The 17594-nt window shown below is 60.3% G+C and carries 12 protein-coding genes; 7 read left to right on the top strand and 5 right to left on the bottom strand.

Annotated elements, in window-relative coordinates:
- Positions 1–33 precede the first annotated feature (33 nt).
- Entirely contained in the window at positions 34–1797 is a 1764-nt protein-coding gene (locus MSL71_RS01740) for a flotillin family protein (RefSeq protein WP_246317686.1), read from the top strand.
- A gap of 129 nt (positions 1798–1926) precedes the next feature.
- Here MSL71_RS01740 and MSL71_RS01735 read toward each other — a convergent pair whose 3' ends face one another.
- The 3 genes from MSL71_RS01735 to MSL71_RS01725 all read right to left on the bottom strand — a co-directional run bounded on the left by MSL71_RS01735 (position 1927) and on the right by MSL71_RS01725 (position 6201).
- Positions 1927–2898, bottom strand: a complete 972-nt coding sequence (locus MSL71_RS01735; RefSeq protein WP_180136949.1) for a zinc transporter ZntB — start codon at positions 2896–2898, stop codon at positions 1927–1929.
- A 44-nt stretch (positions 2899–2942) separates the two neighbouring features.
- Positions 2943–3965, bottom strand: a complete 1023-nt coding sequence (locus MSL71_RS01730) for a DUF21 domain-containing protein (RefSeq protein ID WP_180136948.1) — start codon at positions 3963–3965, stop codon at positions 2943–2945.
- 358 nt (positions 3966–4323) lie between these two features.
- Positions 4324–6201 (bottom strand): MFS transporter, encoded by a 1878-nt coding sequence (locus tag MSL71_RS01725; protein WP_180136947.1) that lies wholly within the window; start codon positions 6199–6201, stop codon positions 4324–4326.
- Positions 6202–6714: 513 nt separating this feature from the next.
- Between MSL71_RS01725 and MSL71_RS01720 the strand changes: the two genes are divergently transcribed.
- Positions 6715–8202, top strand: a complete 1488-nt coding sequence (locus MSL71_RS01720; RefSeq protein ID WP_180136946.1) for a sigma-54-dependent transcriptional regulator — start codon at positions 6715–6717, stop codon at positions 8200–8202.
- A gap of 312 nt (positions 8203–8514) precedes the next feature.
- On the opposite strand, the gene MSL71_RS01715 is transcribed toward MSL71_RS01720, so the two are convergent.
- A complete protein-coding gene (locus MSL71_RS01715) occupies positions 8515–10053 on the bottom strand; it encodes a B12-binding domain-containing radical SAM protein (protein WP_218950918.1) in 1539 nt (512 codons plus the stop codon).
- 129 nt (positions 10054–10182) lie between these two features.
- Between MSL71_RS01715 and MSL71_RS01710 the strand changes: the two genes are divergently transcribed.
- The 5 genes from MSL71_RS01710 to MSL71_RS01690 all read left to right on the top strand — a co-directional run bounded on the left by MSL71_RS01710 (position 10183) and on the right by MSL71_RS01690 (position 14547).
- Positions 10183–10533 carry a cupin domain-containing protein gene (locus MSL71_RS01710; protein WP_180136945.1) on the top strand — a complete coding sequence of 117 codons (351 nt, stop codon included), beginning with the start codon at positions 10183–10185 and terminating at the stop codon, positions 10531–10533.
- 381 nt (positions 10534–10914) lie between these two features.
- Positions 10915–11514 carry a TetR/AcrR family transcriptional regulator gene (locus MSL71_RS01705; RefSeq protein WP_180136944.1) on the top strand — a complete coding sequence of 200 codons (600 nt, stop codon included), beginning with the start codon at positions 10915–10917 and terminating at the stop codon, positions 11512–11514.
- Between the two features lie 692 nt (positions 11515–12206).
- Positions 12207–12695, top strand: a complete 489-nt coding sequence (locus MSL71_RS01700) for a PaaI family thioesterase (protein ID WP_180136943.1) — start codon at positions 12207–12209, stop codon at positions 12693–12695.
- Positions 12696–12715: 20 nt separating this feature from the next.
- Positions 12716–13789 (top strand): patatin-like phospholipase family protein, encoded by a 1074-nt coding sequence (locus tag MSL71_RS01695; RefSeq protein ID WP_180136942.1) that lies wholly within the window; start codon positions 12716–12718, stop codon positions 13787–13789.
- Positions 13786–14547 carry an acyl-[acyl-carrier-protein] thioesterase gene (locus MSL71_RS01690; protein ID WP_180136941.1) on the top strand — a complete coding sequence of 254 codons (762 nt, stop codon included), beginning with the start codon at positions 13786–13788 and terminating at the stop codon, positions 14545–14547. Before MSL71_RS01695 ends, MSL71_RS01690 begins: the two co-directional genes overlap by 4 nt.
- On the opposite strand, the gene MSL71_RS01685 is transcribed toward MSL71_RS01690, so the two are convergent.
- On the bottom strand, positions 14544–17591 hold the full coding sequence (locus tag MSL71_RS01685; protein WP_180136940.1) for an EAL domain-containing protein: 3048 nt from the start codon (positions 17589–17591) through the stop codon (positions 14544–14546). The genes MSL71_RS01690 and MSL71_RS01685 overlap by 4 nt on opposite strands.
- Between the last annotated feature and the right edge of the window lie 3 nt (positions 17592–17594).

Raw genomic sequence — 17594 nt, 5'->3', positions numbered from 1 at the left:
GGGGGCACAGCCGAATCAAACGAGGAGAAATGCATGATTGAGATGGGAGGAATGGGCAATATGTTGATTATTGCTGGTATTGTTTTCATATCTTTGCTGTGTGTGGGCATTATTTTTTCCAAGCTGTATACCCGCTCGTCCAAGGAGACGTCCTTTGTAAGGACGGGCTTCGGTGGCCAGCGGGTGATCATGAACGGCGGGGCCCTGGTGCTGCCGGTGCTTCACGAGGTGATTCCCGTGAACATGAACACCCTGCGCCTTGAGGTGCGTCGCGCCGAGACCCAGGCCCTCATCACCATGGACCGCATGCGTGTGGACGTCATGGCCGAGTTCTACGTTCGGGTCAAACCCTCGGAGGAGTCCATTGCCAACTCGGCCCAGACTCTGGGCATGAAGACCATGAACCCGGATGAGTTGAAGGAGCTGGTGGAGGGCAAGTTTGTTGACGCCCTTCGGTCCGTTGCAGCCGAGATGACCATGACCGAACTCCATGAAAAGCGGGTGGATTTCGTGCAGAAGGTGCAGCAGGTGGTCTCAGAGGACCTTCTGAAAAACGGCCTGGAGCTCGAAACCGTCTCCCTCACCGGCCTGGACCAGACCGGCAAGGAGTTTTTCAACCCGGACAACGCCTTTGACGCCGAGGGTCTGACCAAGCTCACCGAAGAGATCCAGGTGCGCCGCATGAAGCGTAACGCCATCGAGCAGGACACCGAGGTCTCCATCTCCAACAAGAACCTGGAAGCGGAAAAACTCAAACTGGAGATCCAGAGGGAAGAGGAGTACGCCCGCCTCAAGCAGGAGCGGGAGATCGAGATCCGCAAGGCAGACCAGGCCGCGGAAATCGCCCGGGAGCGCGCCCAGAAACAGCGTGACGCCGAAGAGGCCAAGATCGAGGCCAAGCAGAAGGTGGATATGGCCACCATCGAAGCGGACCGCGCCGTGGAAGAGGGCAAGATCGACAAGGAGCGTCAGGTACGCGAAAAGGACATCGCCAAGGAGAAGGTCCTGGAGACGGCCAAGATCGAGCAGGAAAAAGCCGTTGAACTGGCTGAGCAGGATCGCTCCATCGCCATCGCCGAAAAATCCAAGGCCAAGTCCGAAGCCCAGGCCGAGGCAGACAAGGCGCGGGCCATGGCCGTTAAAGAGGAAGAGAGCGTGGTCACCGTCCGTGAGAGCCAGGCAGCCGAGCGAGACAAGCTCGTGGAACTCATCGAAGCGGAAAAGGCCGCACAGAAAGACGCCATCAAGATCAAGGTGGCCGCCGAGACCCAGAAACTTGCCGCCGAAGACGAGGCCGAGGCCATTCGCATCGCAGCCACCGCCGAAGCCGACAAGCTCATGATCGAAGCCAAGGCCGCCGCCGACGCCGAGATCCTCAAGGCCGACGCCGAAGAGCGCAGCTACGCCGTGGAAGCCGAGGGCAAGCGGGCCCTGAACGACGCGGACAACACCCTGTCCGAAGCCCAGGTTGCCATGCAGATCCGCATGGCCCTCATCAAGTTCCTCCCCGAGATCATCCGGGAGAGCGTCAAGCCCATGGAGAATATCGACGGCATCAAGATCATCCAGGTAGACGGCCTCAACGGGGCGTCTGCAAACGGCAGCGCGGCAGCGGCCTCAGGGGACGCGAGCCTGTCGGATCAGCTGGTGAACAGCGCCCTGCGCTACCGCGGCCAGGCCCCGCTGGTGGATTCCCTCCTGGCCGATATCGGCCTCAAGGGCAACGACATCAACGGCCTGACCCGGGAGCTTCTGGGCAACGACGCCAACGGCGCAACCCCCGAAACAGAGAATTAATCGTTCACAGACAGAGAAGCCTTCGGCATACGTGCCGAAGGCGCACACAGGGGAAAAAAACTGGCCGCTGCGCAAGGGATATCATTTTGAGGGTCCCTTGGCAGCGGCTTTTGTTTTGAGGGTGGGCGACTAAAACCATTTCTGCCGTTTGAAGAAGAGGAGCTGAAAGCAGATGATTACCCCCAGGATGAGGGTGAACAGGAGAAAACCCCATTCGGAACGAGCGCCGGGGATACCCCCGATGTTGACCCCGAGAAGGCCCGTGAGAAACCCAAGGGGTAGAAAGACGGCAGCCACCAGGGAGAGAACGTACATGCGCCGGCTCATCTGTTCGGAGTGGAGGCTGCTCAGCTCTTCCTGGGTGATAGCCGCCCGGTCCCGAGCTGCTTCGAGGTCTTCCACGTGACGGATGAGGCGGTCGGTTGCTTCCCGAAGGTGAAGCCGGTGGCTATCGGTGAACCAGGGGATTGGTGCGACAGCGAGCCTTTGCATGGCTTCGCGCTGCGGTGTCAGGTAGCGGCGGAGGATGATGGCGCTTCTTCGGGCCTCGGAAAGGGCGCTGCGCAATTCGTGCTTTGCCGTGGTCACCACCTCTTCTTCTATCCTGGCGACAAGCTCTTCGGTATCGGCCACGGTGTCTTCCATGTGCAAGGTGATACGGTCGATGAGCTCCACCAGAAAGTCCCCGGTGTTACGTGGCCCCTCTGCCTGCTCAAGTTGGCTGGCGATGTCCGTGATGGAACGTAAGGGGCGCTGCAGCGTTGTGATAACCCTGTTTTCCGCGGCCAGAATCCTTATCGCCACCATGTCTTCGGGGGCGCAGTCGGGGTTGAGGTTTACCCCCCTGAGGGCCAGAAGTGCCCCTTGGGGCACCGGGCTGAATCGTGGGCGGGTTTCATCGCTGAGCAGGGCCTCCGTGACAATGGAAGACACACCGCTTTGCTCCGTCAGCCATTTGCGGCCCCCCGGATCCGAATAGTCGAGGTGGATCCAGAGGGCCCCCTGATCGGGGCTCCATCGTTGAATCTCCTCCCAGCCGATACGGCGTCCGCCGCCGTTGCCGTTGAGGAGAAAAGCCGTGATAAGCCCTGTTTCTTCCATAAATTACCTCCTGAAGTGAAGGAACACCATTTCGCGGAAGGGGCCTATATCACCTTTGGCCGCTCCGCGATGCCTCGCAAGAGCCTTCCCAGAATATCCGCACCGGTCACCACTTTCTTTGTTTTTCCCCACAAAATAATGAGGTCGTCGTCAATGACGTCGTCGTCGGATCGCTCCGGGTGGACCTTGAGCTTGGGAAGCACCGAGCCCAGGGGCGTGGTGGCGTCTGCCGTGATGATGGGTCGGTGGCAGTGGGCCATGGGGTGGATGGGTGCGGTGTCGAACAGGACGCTTCTCAGGAAGCTGTCGGAGTTCAGGGCAAAGCCGGGGTAGCCCATGTCGTCGATGAGGACGATCCATTTTTTCCCAGAGGACTGGATCTGGTTGATGAACTCCTCAAAGGCCGGGGTGCCCGGGGTGGGAAAACAGGGCACGTTGTTTTTGAACGGCAGGTGGATGATGCTCAAGGGATCGATGAACTCTCCCTCCTTTGCAAGGGGGATGTCGTCGAGATTCAGGAAGTTGATGGCACCCTTGCCCTCCACCGCGTCGATGTCCGACTGGTCGGACTTCATGTGCATGGTGATGAGCTGCTGCATGTCCCGCTCACGCATGAAGTGGAAGGACTCCTTGCCCAGCCACTGGTCCAGCATCATGGCCGTGGGCTTGGCCACCACAAAGAGGAGGCACTGGTAGAGCCTTAGCAGGGGGGCAAATCCGTAGGCCATTTTCAGGGCGTGCCGAGAAAAATAGGCCTGGGGGATGATCTCTCCCAGAAAGGTAATGAGCACCGTGGAGAAGAGAAAGGCGGTGACGCCCGCCATGACGGAATTGGCCAGAAGGGCCAGGAGCACGTTGATGCCAACGTTGCCCCAGAGGATGGTGGTGAGAAGGAAGTTGGAGTCCTTGCGGATCTTGATGACCCGGGCTGCATAGATGTTGCCTTGGGTGGCCTCCACTTCCAGTCGGAGTTTGCTGATGCTGAAAAAGGCCAGGTTCAGGCCGGAAAAGATGGCGGACTGTGTAATACAAAACACAATGCCCGCCCAGGTTATGCCTTCAATCATGGGTTGGGTCTTTACCTCTCGTTGATGGGTTGTGGAGGGAAGGGGTACCCGTGGGGTCCAAAGGGACCCCGGGCGAGCCTGCCTCCGATACCTTTAAGCAAAACATATTTCAACGGAATCTTCCAGAGGATTCCGTCAATCAGGGAAGGTCAACGCATTAAAAAAACCGGTTGCCTCGGGCGGGTCGCTTTTTAAAAAAAGCTCCGCAAAAATTTTCCGGTAATTTAAAAAGAAGAGGGGCTCTGCCCCGCAGAGACGATTCCTCAAAAAAATAAAACCTGTTTGTCCAATTTTTCAAAGGGTTGGCCCCCGGCAGGGCCGCCGGAGGCCAAAATCTAAATGGGGTAACCCTGGTCAATCAGGCGTGATCGCCCCTTAACTCGGAGACCAGGCTGTGCAGCCCGCCTGCGCTGACCTCTTCGGGTGTCACGGCATCTCCCACGGTGTAATGGATCTTGGAGTAGAGCCGCCTGGGGCGCTTGGCAAGGGCCGTGCCGTCCTTGTGGCTGAAAAAACTTCCCCACAGGCCCTTGAGGGCCGTTGGGACCACCGGGGCCGGGGTGCGCTTGATGATCTTTTCGATGCCGCTTTTAAAGGTGTCGATCTCGCCGTTTCGGGTGAGCTTGCCTTCCGGGAAGATGCAGACCACCTGACCGTCTTCCAGCTCCTCGGCAATGCGCTGGAACGCCGCTTCGTAGACCTCCGGGTCTTTGCGCTTGGCTGTGATGGGGATGGTCTTTCCCGTGCGGAAGATAAAGTTGAGGACCGGGATGTTGAAGATGCCCTTGTCCATGACAAAGCGCACAGGGCGTCTGCAGCAGCTCCCGATGATGAGGGCGTCCATGTAGCTGACGTGGTTGCAGACGATGACGGCCGGGCCTTCGGAGGGGATCTTATCCAGGTGCTCGTGGTGGATGCGGTAAAACAAGTGGGTGATGACCCAGACCAGGCAGCGCATGGTGAATTCGGGTACCAGGGTGTAGATGTAAACGGCCACGGCGATGTTCATGAGGGTGATGGTGAGAAACAGGGCCGGGATGGAAAGCCCCATGGGACCTAAGAAGACACCGCCCAGGATGGCGGCCCCCACCATGAACAGGGCGTTTAGGATGTTGTTGGCCGCGATGACGCGGGAGCGGTGGCTCTCCTCGCTTCGGGTCTGGACGATGGCAAACAGGGGCACGATGTAGAGCCCGCCGAAAATGCCGATGAGAACCAGGTCGAGGAGGATGGGGACGCTTCCTTCTGCCCCCAGAAATCCCATGAGGGTGTGGGGTGCCTCGGGCACGGGCAGGCTGCCCGCAGCGGCCAGGTGGATGCCGAAAAGGCTCAGGCCCAGAGAGCCGATGGGCACCAGGCCGTACTCCACCTTCTTGCCGGAGAGGTATTCGCAGAGCATGGAGCCTGCACCGATGCCGATGGAGAACATGGCCAGGAGCAGGGTGGCCACCCCTTCGGTGCTGTGCAGGACGTTTTTGGTGTAGGCCGGGATCTGAGTGACGTAGCAGGCCCCCAGAAACCAGAACCAGGAGATGCCCAGGACCGAAAGGAACACGACCTTCTCTTTTTTTGCGTAGCCCAGGGTGCGGAGGGTCTGGCTGAAGATGTTCCAGTTGATGGCAAGCTCAGGGCTGGCGGCAGGGGCCTTGGGGATTTTACGGCTGGCAAGCCATCCGGCTATGGCCGTGGCCACAACGGCCAGGGCGGCGTACGCGCTTGGAAGCTGGATCAAAAGCCCCCCTGCGATGGTACCGGCCAGGATGGCCACAAAGGTCCCCATCTCAACCAGGGCGTTTCCCCCCACGATTTCGGACGGGTCCAGGTGCTGGGGCATGATGCTGTACTTCACCGGCCCGAAAAAGGCGGACTGGGTCCCCATGAGGAAGAGGAGGGCCAGAAGGGAGGCGGTGCTGCCCAGCATGAGGGCCGCGGCCCCCGCGCACATGATGCCGATCTCCGCCACCTTGATCATGCGGATGAGGCGTCCCTTTTCAAACTTGTCGGCGATCTGGCCGGCAAGGGACGAGAAGAGAAAGAAGGGAAGGATAAAAAGCCCTGCGGCCAGGTTCATGAGAATATCGGTCTGGCCCGGCTGGGCCGCGCGAAAGGCCAGCAGCAGCATGAGGACGTTTTTAAAGATGTTGTCGTTAAAGGCCCCTGCAAACTGGGTCCAGAAAAAGGGGGCGAAGCGGGGGGCCTTAAGAAGGCTCAACGGGCTGTGCTCATGGGTTGTCATGGGGGCTCCTTGGGGTTCGTAACGGTTGACTATGCATACCATAGCGAGTTGATCTTCGCCGGGTGTTTTTTTCTTGGGGACATGTATATCAAAAGCTGTGCCAGAGTTACCGTGTTTTGGTAACGGCTTGATTTTCGAAGGTAAGGGCTATTATGTGACTGCTTGGCGTCTGGATGAGGTGTTGGGGTTAGTGAATTTATGATATGTGTGTATACAAAAAATGACAAACAGGTTTTGAGTTGCCATTTTGAGTCTCCACCGGAGGCAGCTGGGTTAAATCAACCCGCAATGGGCAGGTAGCGACAACGTATCCTGTTGTATCGAAGCTTGTGAGCCTGCTCGCACAAACCATCAGCGTTTATGTCGGGCGCAGCCCGAGCCGAAGGCCATTGCGCTTTGCCCTGAGGAACGAAGGGCAAAGCGCAATGGCAATCAGCTTTCGAGGTGGCTCACCTCGCCGCCGGAGGCATGCTTTTGCAAACGGTTTTCACCATAGAAAGGAGGTATCCGCCGATGGCCCATCGCTTGACAGAACATGAGAGAACCTTTTTTTCCCTGGTGCGCGATGCGGTGCGGGCCAACCCCTTCAGCGAGGAGCGCCAGGTCATCAACCGCCGCATTGCAGGGGTTTACGGCGGCGAGGACGATGCCCTTGCCCGGACCATCGGGGACGTGGAACATCGCATGGCTGAGATGAAGGCCGGGGGCCGGGGGGATCTTTCAGGATATGGCCATGCCGATCAGGAGCTTTTGAAGTATGCCCACCTCTTTGCCCTGTTCCATCGCCACATGGGGGCCTTTGACGCCCATATCCTTGCCCAGTCCGCCGAAGGGGCGCGGGTGCTTCCCGTGCCCTTTGCAGCCGATGCCCTGAAGGAGCTTGTCTCCTCGGGGTTCACCGAGGCCGAAGCCCTGCGTTTTTTTGCCTTGAGTTTCCAGATCCGCCGGGCGTTTTTCTTCATCGACCGGGGGCTTCCCGGCCTGAGCCCCTCCATGGTGGCCCTGCGGGAGGATCTGTGGAACAACGTCTTTACCAGTGACATCGACCTCTACGAGTCCTGGCTGGTGAACCGCATGGAGGATTTCTCCACCCTGCTTCTGGGGGAGACCGGCACCGGCAAAGGCAGCGCGGCCCAGGCCATCGGCAGGTCCGGGTTTATCCCCTTTGACCCCGTCTCCATGCGTTTTACCGAGAGCTTTGCCGCCTCCTTTGTCTCGGTGAACCTCTCCCAGTTCTCTGAAACCCTGGTGGAGTCCGAACTCTTCGGCCACACCAAGGGCTCTTTCACCGGCGCGGTCAAAGACCACGAGGGGCTTTTTGCCGGGTGCAGCCCCCACGGGGCTATCTTCTTAGACGAAATCGGCGAGGTGAGCCCGGGCCTCCAGATCAAGCTGCTAAAAGTGCTGGAAGAGCGCACCTACACCCCGGTGGGCAGCCGCACGGAAAAGCGGTTCTCCGGCCGCATCATCGCCGCCACCAACCGCCCCGCAACAGAACTCACCGCCACAGGCCGCATGCGAGACGATTTTTTCTACCGCCTCTGCTCGGACCTCATTGTCATGCCCCCTTTGCGTACACGGCTCCGGGAATCCCCGGACGAACTCAAGGCCCTGGTGGACTTCACCGTTGCCCGCATCATCGGAAAACCCGCCCCGGACCTTGCTACCATGGTCACCTCCACCATCCAGAAAGATCCCGGCACGGCCTACCCCTGGCCCGGAAACGTCCGCGAACTGGCCCAATGCGTCCGCCGCATCCTCCTCAAGCGTCGCTACACCACCCAGGCCCCCGAAACCGACACCCCCGATTTTGCCCGGGCCATGGCCCAGGGCCGCCTCACCGCCACCGAACTCCTCCAGGCCTACTGCCACCATCTCTGGAACGGCTGCCACAACATCGGCGAAGTGGCCCGCAAAACCGGTCTCGACCGCCGCACCGCCAAAAAGCACATCGACGGTTTTTTGCGCGGGGGGGAAAGCGTGCCTCCGGCGGCGAGGTGAGCCACCTCGAAAGCATATTGCCCTTGCGCGTTACCCTTCGTTCCTCAGGGCAACGCGCAAGGGCCTTCGGCTCGGGCTTCGCCCGACGCAAACGTTGATGGTTTATGCGGGCTGCCTCACAAGTTTCGAGGTCACAGGATACGTTGTTGCCACTTGTCTACTGTCTATTTAAGTGCATTACCTCGACATCATCGGGCTGTTACCCTTGGTTACGGGCGCAGCCCGTCAGCGAATGCGAGCGGCCTGAGGAACGAAGGCCGGGAGCATTCGCGAACCTGGGGCTTTAGCCCCTGCCCGCCGGAGGCATGCTTTTTAAAAAAAGGCAGCGTGGTTGGAGTTGAACACCGGGGGGTCGCGGTGGACGATGGGGGCGATGCGGGGGTGTTTTTTGAACTCTTTTTCGAGGAAGTGGCGGATGAGGGAGCGGTTCCAGCCCAGGGGATGGTTGAATTCGCTGTAGAGGGAGAGGTCGCCGTCGTAGAAGGTGCTGGTGTTCAGGGTCTTTGCTTCGGGGGCGAAGTAAGGGAGGTTAAAGACCGAGAGGTTGAGAAAGCCGATGGCGTCGTGGTGGTGGGCCACGAAGTCCAGGGTTTTCCGGGCGGCGGCTTCGGTTTCCGTGGGGGTACCGAAGAGGAGGTAGACGTAGGTGTTGATGCCCACCTTGCGCAGGGTGGCAAGGGCGCGGGAGACCATCTCCGGGGGCACCCCTTTGTTCATGTCCGACAGGACCGCGGGGTCGCCGGATTCGATGCCGAGCTTGAGCATGCGGCATCCCGAGGCTTTAAGGTCCCTGCAGAACGCTTCGTCGGTGAGGTGTGGGGTGACCCGGGCAAAGGCGTACCAGGGGGTGTTGAACCCGCTGGCAAAGAGCTTTTTCAGGAAGGCCGGTCCCACGGAGTTGTCCACGATGTGCACCAGGGCGGGCTTGAGGGTCTCCACCAGGGTGTTGAGGTGGGCGACGGCGGTGCTGGTCTCCACCGGGGTGTAGGGGTTCTGTTCTGCCCGCTCCGGGCAGAAGGTGCACTTGCGCCACCAGCATCCCCCTGCGGCGCAGAAGGGGAGCACAAACCCCGGGGCAAGGTAGGGGAGGTCCTTGAAATCCCCGTAGTCGGGCAGGTAGTGCTTCTGGTCGGGCTCTTTGCCGAAGAGCCTGAGGAGGGGGTGCTCCCCTTCCCCTGCGATCATCTCGTCCACCAGGTGTTTAAAGGGGTTCTCCCATGAGGGCATGCGCATCCAGGAGGTGACCAGGCCGCCCCCCAGGACGATACGGACGTGGGGATAGGCGGCTTTGAGGTGACCGATGATGGCAAAGGTGGTGAGGGCCTGGTTGAGGTAGTTCATGGAGATGCCCACGGTGGTGAGGCCCCCGCACTCTTCTTCGAGTTCCTTGAACCGCGCCTTGAAGTAGGGAAAGTAGGCGTTTTCTTCCGGAGCCTGAGCGGCCTTGAGGAGATCCTCGCTTTTTACCGGCGAAAGGGTGTCGCTTTTGTAGTTGGCCAGGGAGGCCAGGGCGCCGGTACCGTCCGAGGCCACCTTCAGCACCCGGTTGGTGTCCAGGACCGCGTTGCGGTAGCGGTCGATGTTCTCGTACCCCTGCCCGGAGGTAAGCAGCCCCAGGTTTCGGTCTTTTCGGTTCAGGGCCCGGGTGCTCCACTTGTCGTGGGCTTCCGAGGCGCTGTCAAACAGGTACATCGAGCCTTCAAGGCTCATGTCCACGGATTTCACGGCAACCCCGTGGTGCTTCAGGGCCCCGGCAAGCCGGGCGATGCCCGCCGGGGGCTCGCTGATCTTGGCTGCGGGGGGATAGATAAAGAGCATGTCGGGTGGGGTGGTGCCTCGGGAATGTGTCACTGGCCGGTTCATCCGTTTGAAAAAAGGTTGCAAGGGCCCGGAAAAGGATGGAACCTGTCCGGGCATGGTAAAATTCCGATGGGGTCATAACACAGCCGCAGGTGGCTGGAAACAGTTTACGGAGAAACAATGGACAGGCAACGAAAAGAAGGGGACGGTTCGGTGCGGGCGTCCCTGTTCGAGGGCATCCCGGCCGAGCTTCCCGAAGAGCTCATGACAACCCTTGCATCGGGCAGCGGGGTCACCGTGGAGCGCATCGTCTCCAAGGGACACGCTTCCCCGGACGGGTTCTGGTACGACCAGGAGACCCACGAGTGGGTAATGGTGGCCCAGGGTGAGGCGCGCCTCTGCTTTGAAGGCGAGGAGGAGATCCATCTTCAGGCAGGGGACCATCTCCTGATTCCGGCCCATGCCCGCCACCGGGTCACCTGGACCCCCGAGGACCGGGAGACCATCTGGGTGGCGGTCCATTTCAGCTGACCGACTCCGCCCGTAAATTATGGCCTCCTGCATGCATTTGCCATGGGGTTTTCAGGTTCTCTCGGCGGCCCTGTCGGGGAGTAACCTTTTGAAACGTTGCACAAACGTGTTGCGTTTTTTTTGGGGCATCATAACCGTTTCTATCTTTTTTTGTTGTTTACCAAGGCACTTCTCTTCAGTCCCCCAGGGGCTGAAGAGAAGTGCCTTGGCTATTGGAACGTTTTTGCGGAGCTTTTTTCAAAAAGCGACCCGCCGGAGGCAATTGATTTTTTACTTGCCGTTGGATCTGGCCATTGGCCTTGACAGGATGGGTATGTCTGCTTATTAAATGAATGTTCAATAAATAAGCAGGCGGTGCTGATGACACCGCAAAGGATGGGTATGACAGGACGGAAAAGACAGAGCGCAGACGAGAGAAAACCCGCTATTCTAAAGGCTTTTTACGAGGTGATCGAGGCCGAGGGGTTTGAAAACGCCTCCGTGGCCAAGGTGGCCAAACAGGCCGGGGTCCATGCCAGCCTCATTATCCATTATTTCGGTTCCAAGGAGAAGATGGTGATGGCCCTGGTGGACGAGGTGTTGCGGACCTACGCCGCCCTGTTTGCAAGGCTCCCCGAGGGCGGGGATCCAAAAGAGCGCCTGGAGCGCCTCCTTTCGCTGATCTGGAGCCGGGAGTGGTACGAGGCGGCCAGTTTTTCCGTGGTCTTTTCGTTTCTGGCCCTGAGTCAGCGGGACGCCGAGGTGATGGAGCGGGTTCGGAACCTCTACGGCAACTACCGGCGGTACCTCACCAAGCAGATGGCCCTCCTCTCCGAGGCCGGGGTGATCCGGGTGGACGATCCCCAGGCCACCACCGAGGCCCTGATCTCCCTGTCCGAAGGGTCCCACTACTTCTGCCAGTACCACCTCAAGGCCGGGACCTTCGATGCCCACTGCGCCCACATGATCCGATCGGCCAGGCTCCTTCTCGGGGCCACGTGAGGGAAAAGCCGCCTTCTATGGTTAAAGTAGCCGGAAAAAGCATGCCTCCGGCGGCGAGGTGGAGCCACCTCGAAAGCTGATTGCCATTGCGCTTTGCCCTTCGTTCCTCAGGCCAAAGCGCAATGGCCTTCGGTTCGGGCTTCGCCCGACATAAACGCCGACGGTTTATGCGGGCCGGTTCACAGGCTTCGACCGAACAGGGTAAGTTGTTGCCACTTGTCTATTGTGGATTTGACCGCACTGACTCCTGCGGCCAGGTGGGGCACCTGGAAACCCTATGGCGAATGCATGGAGACAGCCATTTTGCATGCGTTATCAGAGCATTCGCGTGATGTGTGACATATAGCAACCGACTTTGCAGGAGAGGCCCATTTCATTCTTCTAAAAACACGATGCAGAACGTTTGTGATTCGTATGACTTAAACCGGAATAACTCCGGCGGGTCGCTTTTTGACAAAAGATCCGAAAAAACGTTTCGGCTGAACGCCCGATACGTTTGAAGCCGTGGCTTTCCGATAACGTTCGGTCGATCCGAGGCGTTCACAAGACCTGTTTATCAACCTTTTTAAAAGGTTGGCCCCCGGCAGGGCCGCCGGAGGCGTTTTTAAAGCGTTAACCCTGCCGGTGCCATGGCACCGGCTGAAGAATATAACCAACGTGATGAATCTGTACTTGGCATTGGGAGAGAGAAAATGACAGAGACACAGTGGAAGTCCCTTGAGGGGGTGGATCGGGAGTGTTTTGCCTGTGGGACGGAGAACCCCCACGGCCTGAAGATGAGTTTTGAGTCCAACGGGGAGCAGCTTCGCTCCTTTCTGACGGTGAGGCCTCGGTTCAGGGGGTGGAGCAACCTGGTGCACGGGGGGATCCTCTCCACCATGCTGGACGAGATGATGAGCTGGACCGCCATCCACCTGACCGAGCGGTTTATCCTCACCAAGGGGATGAATGTTGCCTTTAAAAAGCCCGTGCGCGTGGGCACTCCCCTGGCACTGACCGGCATCATCAAAGAGCGGCTCAGTGAGCGGAAAGCCCGGGTGGTGGCGGAAATCCGCGATGAGGAGGGGGACGTCTGCGCCTCGTCCGAAGGGGAATTTGTGCTGTTTACCAAGGAGGAGTTCGGGGCCATGGGCATCATGTCCAATGAGGAGCTGGAGACCATGGCAGCATCCATGGGATGATCGGTCTGAAAGGAGAACACATGGCAGGCGAGTTGTTGATTCTGGCGGGCCACAGGGCCTATGAGAGGATCCGCGAGGAGGGGCTCTCCCCGGACGATGTCTCCATGGTGGTGGGGGCATCCGGGGCGGCCAAGTGGCTGGTGCTGCACGGTCTGGAGTCGGCGATTTTCGGTCGGTGGTTCCAGGGGCGGGAAAAGCCCCTTCACCTGTTCGGGACCTCCATCGGGGCATGGAAGTCGGCGGCGGCTGCCCAGGCTGACCCGGAAGGGGCCTTTGACCGGCTGGCCCAGGCCTATATCCACCAGTATTACACGGGCAAGGTAACGCCACGGCAGGTGAGCGACGAGGCCCATCGGATCATGGACACCTGTCTGGGGCCGGGAAAGGCCGAGGAGATCCTGGCCCATCCCTATTGCAGGCTGCATCTGTCCACGGTGCGCTGCCGGGGCCCCCTTGCCTCGGACCATCCCCTGGCCATGATCGCAGGCATTGCCGGAGCCTGGGGTGCAAACCGGATTTCCCGTGAGCTGTTTCGGGCCCAGTGCCGTCCCACGTTGTTCTTTGACCCCCGGGACGTGCCTCCGTTTTCAGGAAACGGTGAATTCACGGGCGGGGCCTCTGCCCTGACGCCGGAAAACCTTCGGCAGGCCCTTTTGGCCAGCGGTTCCATCCCCTACATCATGGAGGGGGTGCGGAACATCCCCGGAGGGCCCAAAGGGGTGTACCGGGACGGGGGGCTGTTTCACTACCACCCGGCCTTTGATTTTATGAACGGGGAAAACGGCCTTGTGCTCTATCCCCATTTTTACAGCGAGGTGACCCTGGGCTGGTTCGACAGGAACCGTCCCAGCCGCATGGCAGGAGGGGCGCTGCTGTCCGATGTGGTGCTCCTGGCGCCCTCTCCCTCCTTTGTGGCTTCCCTGCCCCTGGGGCGGATCCCGGACAGGCGGGATTTTAATCGCCTTGCAGGGCAGGACGCTGAGCGGGTGGCCTTTTGGGAGACGAGCGTTGCCATGGGAAAGGTCTTGGGCGAGCAATTCCTGGAGGCGTCGGCCTCCGGGCGTATTCGTGAATTGGTAAGGAGGATTCCGTGACAGACAGTGAGATAAAGAGGTTTGAGATCTCATTTCAGGTCCCCTCGTGGGACTGTGGTCCCACAGGGCGCATGGTCCCTGCGGCCATGCTGCGCTATTTCCAGGAGGGGGCCATGCGTCATTCGGACGCAGCCCACGGGGCCTTTGACCGGGTCAGCGACTTTGGCCTCTTCTGGGTCATGGCCGGGATGCGGGCAGAGTTCGAGACCCTTCCTATGCGGGGGGAGTCCGTGCACATCACCACCTGGCACGGCGGCAGAGGGCCCCTTCTGTTCTACCGCGCCTTCAAGGCCGTGGGAGACGACGGACGGACCCTGGCCTCGGCCGTGAGCAGTTTTGCGCTGGTGAGCCTTGAGACCCGCAGGATGGTGAGGACCTCGGCCTTTCCCGTGAAGGTTCCTGTGTGTGAACTGGGGGCCGAGCACGAGGCCCTGGTGCCGGAGCGGCTCGGAACCATGGAGGTGCCCGACGGGGGGCTGCACTGGCAGGCGGGCTTTCGGGACCTGGACATCAACGGCCATGTGAACAACGTGCGCTACGCCGAGTGGGTTCTGGAGAGCGTGCCCCCGGAGGTGCTGATGAACCGCGCGCTGGCCCGCCTGGAGCTGGAGTTCAAAAGCGAGATCCGGTTCGGGGAGAGGCTTCGATCCGTGGGGGTGGCAGCCGACACGTCCGGCCTGTTCGAGCACGCCGTGGTCAAAGAGGGCGATGTCCTTGCCTGCAGGGCCCGGACCCTTTGGCGGCAGAGCGGTATCTAACCACCGTCCGGTGGCGGCAGGGTGTCCTTCAGGTGGGGAAACTCCGGCACGGGAACCGGCGGTGACCAGAGGTAGCCCTGGGCCGAGGGGCAGCCGATGGATTCCAGGTAAGCCCGCTGCCACTCCTCCTCCACCCCTTCGGCCACCACATGGATGTCAAAGCGGGTGCCGATTTCCACGATGGTGGCGAGAAGAAACCGGCTTTTGTCATCCTCGGGGCCCAGGGCCGCGATAAACGAACGGTCGATCTTCAGGGTGTCCACCGGCATGTTCCGAAGGTAATTAAGGGAGGAGTAGCCGGTGCCGAAGTCGTCCAGGGCGATGGATATGCCCATGGCCCTCAGCCGGTCCAGGGCGGCCACAGCCCCGGAGAGATTTTTCATGATGGCGGTCTCCGTCACCTCAAGTTCCAGCCACCCGGGCTCGCAGCCCGTCTTTTTCAAGATCTCCATCACCCTGTCCGGGAGCCTGTTGTCCCTGAAGTGCCACGCCGAGACATTGAGGGCAAGGCGCAGCGGGGGCTTGCCGGCCAGGGCCTGGCGCTCCTTGTTCCATATGGCCACCTGGGTGCACCCGGTTTCCATCATCCACGCATCCATGGTTACGATGAGGCCGTTGCGTTCGGCACAGGGGATGAACTCCGCCGGCGAGCAGATCCCTTTCTGGGGGTGGCACCACCGAATGAGCCCTTCCATGCCGAGGAGGGTGTGATCCACCATGTCGACCCGCGGCTGGAGGTACATGGAAAACTCCTTTTTTTCCACGGCGGTCCGCAGGTCCTGTTCCATCTCGAAGCTCTGCCTGGCGTCCCGATCCAGGCGGTGGGTAAAGAAGCTGTAAGTGTCCCCCTGCTGTTTGGCCCGGTACATGGCAAGGTCGGCGTTTCGGATGAGGGTTTCCGCATTTTCCGCATCATCGGGGAACCGTGAGACCCCGATGCTCAGGGTGACGTGGAGCTGGGTGCCGCCCAGGGTAAAGGGGACCCCGAAGGCGGCCTCCAGGCGGTAGAGGATGGCAAGGATGTCCTGGGTGCCCCGGATCTCTTCTGACAGGATGATGAACTCATCGCCGCCCATGCGGGCCACGGTGTCGCTGGTGCGCATGGTGCTCACCAGCCGCTGGGCCACCAGGGTGAGGAGCATGTCTCCGCAGGGGTGGCCCATGGTGTCGTTGACGCTTTTAAAGCCGTCCAGGTCGATGAGGAACAGGGCGATGGGGCGTTGCTTGCGCCGGGCCACATCCAGGGCGTGGGTGAGGGTCTCTTCAAAGAAACGCCGGTTGGCAAGGCCCGTAAGGCTGTCGTAGAACGCCTGGCGGCGCAGCATCTCTTCTGCCTTTTGCTGGCGGGTGATGTCGAAGATCGAGACGATGTGTTCCCGGGTCCCCGGCAGTCGCATGATGTGGATCTTGGCTGTGTGCGTGCCCCCGGGCAGGTCGTGGAAGGTGATCACCACGTTGTCTTCAAAGGAGATGCCCGCTTCTTGTTTTTCCAACAGATAGGCCTCGATCCTTGCGCGGTCTTCGGTGTTGAGAAATTCGGACCAGTGCCGCCCCTGGAGCTCCTGGGGGCTGTCGGCTCCGGCGTACCGGAGGAATTCCCGGTTGAGCTTGGCGATGTGGCCCTTGGCCGAGAAGAGGACACTGGGGGTGGCGGAGTTGTGAAACAGGGTGCGGTAATGGGACTCGGAGCGTTTGGCGTCTTCCAGGGCAGACTCCAGGGCCTGGATGTCCGTGAAGGTCTCGATGCGGATGGGGGTGCCGTGGTAGCTGGTGGCGGTGGTGGCCCGCAGGACGTGGCGGGGCGATTCCCCGCGGAGAATGCCCTTGTCCTGGTGAGGAGCTCCCGGCCTGTGCTCTCCGCTGTCCGAAAGGTAAAACAGCCCATCGGCTCGGTGCCCCACCAGCTCCTCCCGTTTTTTTCCCGTCATCTTCTGCATGCAGGTGTTGGCCTCGTGGATGGTGTCTGATCGGGCATCAATCATGAGGATCCCGACGTTGAGGGCCGTGAGGATGTTCTGGTTGAGGTTCTCCTCTTCCACGATGCGTTTAAAGACGTCGTTGATGTCCATGGCCAGGGCCGAGAGCTCGTCGTTTCCGTATGGCTGGACGTTTGCCACAGGGGTCCTCGGGGCTGCCACAGGGGCCACCTGGTGGCGCAGGAAGAGGAGCCGTTTGAGCAGGGTCCGCTGGATTAGCAGGTAGGTGAGAAGGCTCAGCATGAGGCCGGTAAAGAGGATGCCGCCTTCGGTGAGGCTGAGAAGGTTCCTGCCGGCCAGGGCGATGGTGGCGCTGCCCGTCAGGGTCAGTGTGACGGTGTCCCGGCCCGGATTGCCCGGGAGGGAGCCGGTGCAGAGGTAGTTGGACCGGTTGTCCGTGAAGGCGAAACGGACGGTGGGCGAAGCCGTCGATGCCGGGCGGGTCACAACGGTAATCCTGGTGTCCGGCTCAGGAAAAAGGTCGGCAAAAAAGGTGTCGCTGAGTTTCTGCACCATGATGAGCCAGCCCCGGGACGGACCGGTTTCATCGCTTCGAAGGATCGGGGTGGCGGCCATGATGTGCAAGGCGTTTTCGCAGACGAAAAAGCCGGGGGGCAGTGTCGAGGCCGCCTTCGGATCCCTGAGTTCCCGGAGCAGGGTGTCCGTGGTTCGGGTCAGAAACGGGGGAAGGGGGGCCATGGTGCCGGCTGCGTGATCGTAAAATCCTTCCCATCGCGGTTCGCCCTCAAGGGGAAAAAAACCGATATAGCACAGGCTGGCGTCCACAAATGTTTCTGCCACCAGGTTGCTTTCTATGAACTCCGGGGCCTGGTGGTCCATAAAGGCGTAGGTGTCGTTCCAGGATCCCCAGTCCCTGGTGAGCATTTGCAGGTTGTCGCGGCTGTTGTCCAAGAGGCGAAAAACAAAGCTCAGGCGGCTTCGCGCCCGGTGCTCTTCAAGGGTGCTGAAGCGTGTTGTGATGGTGCGATCGGCAAGCTGGTAAAAGAGACCGATGGAGATCACCACCGCGATGAGGATCGAGAGAATTGTTTTCTGGCGAATACCCATGGG

The organism is Desulfoluna butyratoxydans (genome assembly GCF_900699765.1).
GTDB classification, from domain to species: Bacteria; Desulfobacterota; Desulfobacteria; order Desulfobacterales; family Desulfolunaceae; genus Desulfoluna; species Desulfoluna butyratoxydans.
Note: the sequence above shows the minus strand (reverse complement) of the source record. Positions and strands in the feature narration are given on the sequence as shown.

Excerpts from the sequence above, each read along its gene's own strand:
- MSL71_RS01740 (WP_246317686.1), top strand. The coding sequence starts at position 34 with ATGATTGAGATGGGAGGAATGGGCAATATGTTGATTATTGCTGGTATT.
- MSL71_RS01735 (WP_180136949.1), bottom strand. The coding sequence starts at position 2,898 with ATGGAAGAAACAGGGCTTATCACGGCTTTTCTCCTCAACGGCAACGGC.
- MSL71_RS01730 (WP_180136948.1), bottom strand. The coding sequence starts at position 3,965 with ATGATTGAAGGCATAACCTGGGCGGGCATTGTGTTTTGTATTACACAG.
- MSL71_RS01725 (WP_180136947.1), bottom strand. The coding sequence starts at position 6,201 with ATGACAACCCATGAGCACAGCCCGTTGAGCCTTCTTAAGGCCCCCCGC.
- MSL71_RS01720 (WP_180136946.1), top strand. The coding sequence starts at position 6,715 with ATGGCCCATCGCTTGACAGAACATGAGAGAACCTTTTTTTCCCTGGTG.
- MSL71_RS01710 (WP_180136945.1), top strand. The coding sequence starts at position 10,183 with ATGGACAGGCAACGAAAAGAAGGGGACGGTTCGGTGCGGGCGTCCCTG.
- MSL71_RS01705 (WP_180136944.1), top strand. The coding sequence starts at position 10,915 with ATGACAGGACGGAAAAGACAGAGCGCAGACGAGAGAAAACCCGCTATT.
- MSL71_RS01700 (WP_180136943.1), top strand. The coding sequence starts at position 12,207 with ATGACAGAGACACAGTGGAAGTCCCTTGAGGGGGTGGATCGGGAGTGT.
- MSL71_RS01695 (WP_180136942.1), top strand. The coding sequence starts at position 12,716 with ATGGCAGGCGAGTTGTTGATTCTGGCGGGCCACAGGGCCTATGAGAGG.
- MSL71_RS01685 (WP_180136940.1), bottom strand. The coding sequence starts at position 17,591 with ATGGGTATTCGCCAGAAAACAATTCTCTCGATCCTCATCGCGGTGGTG.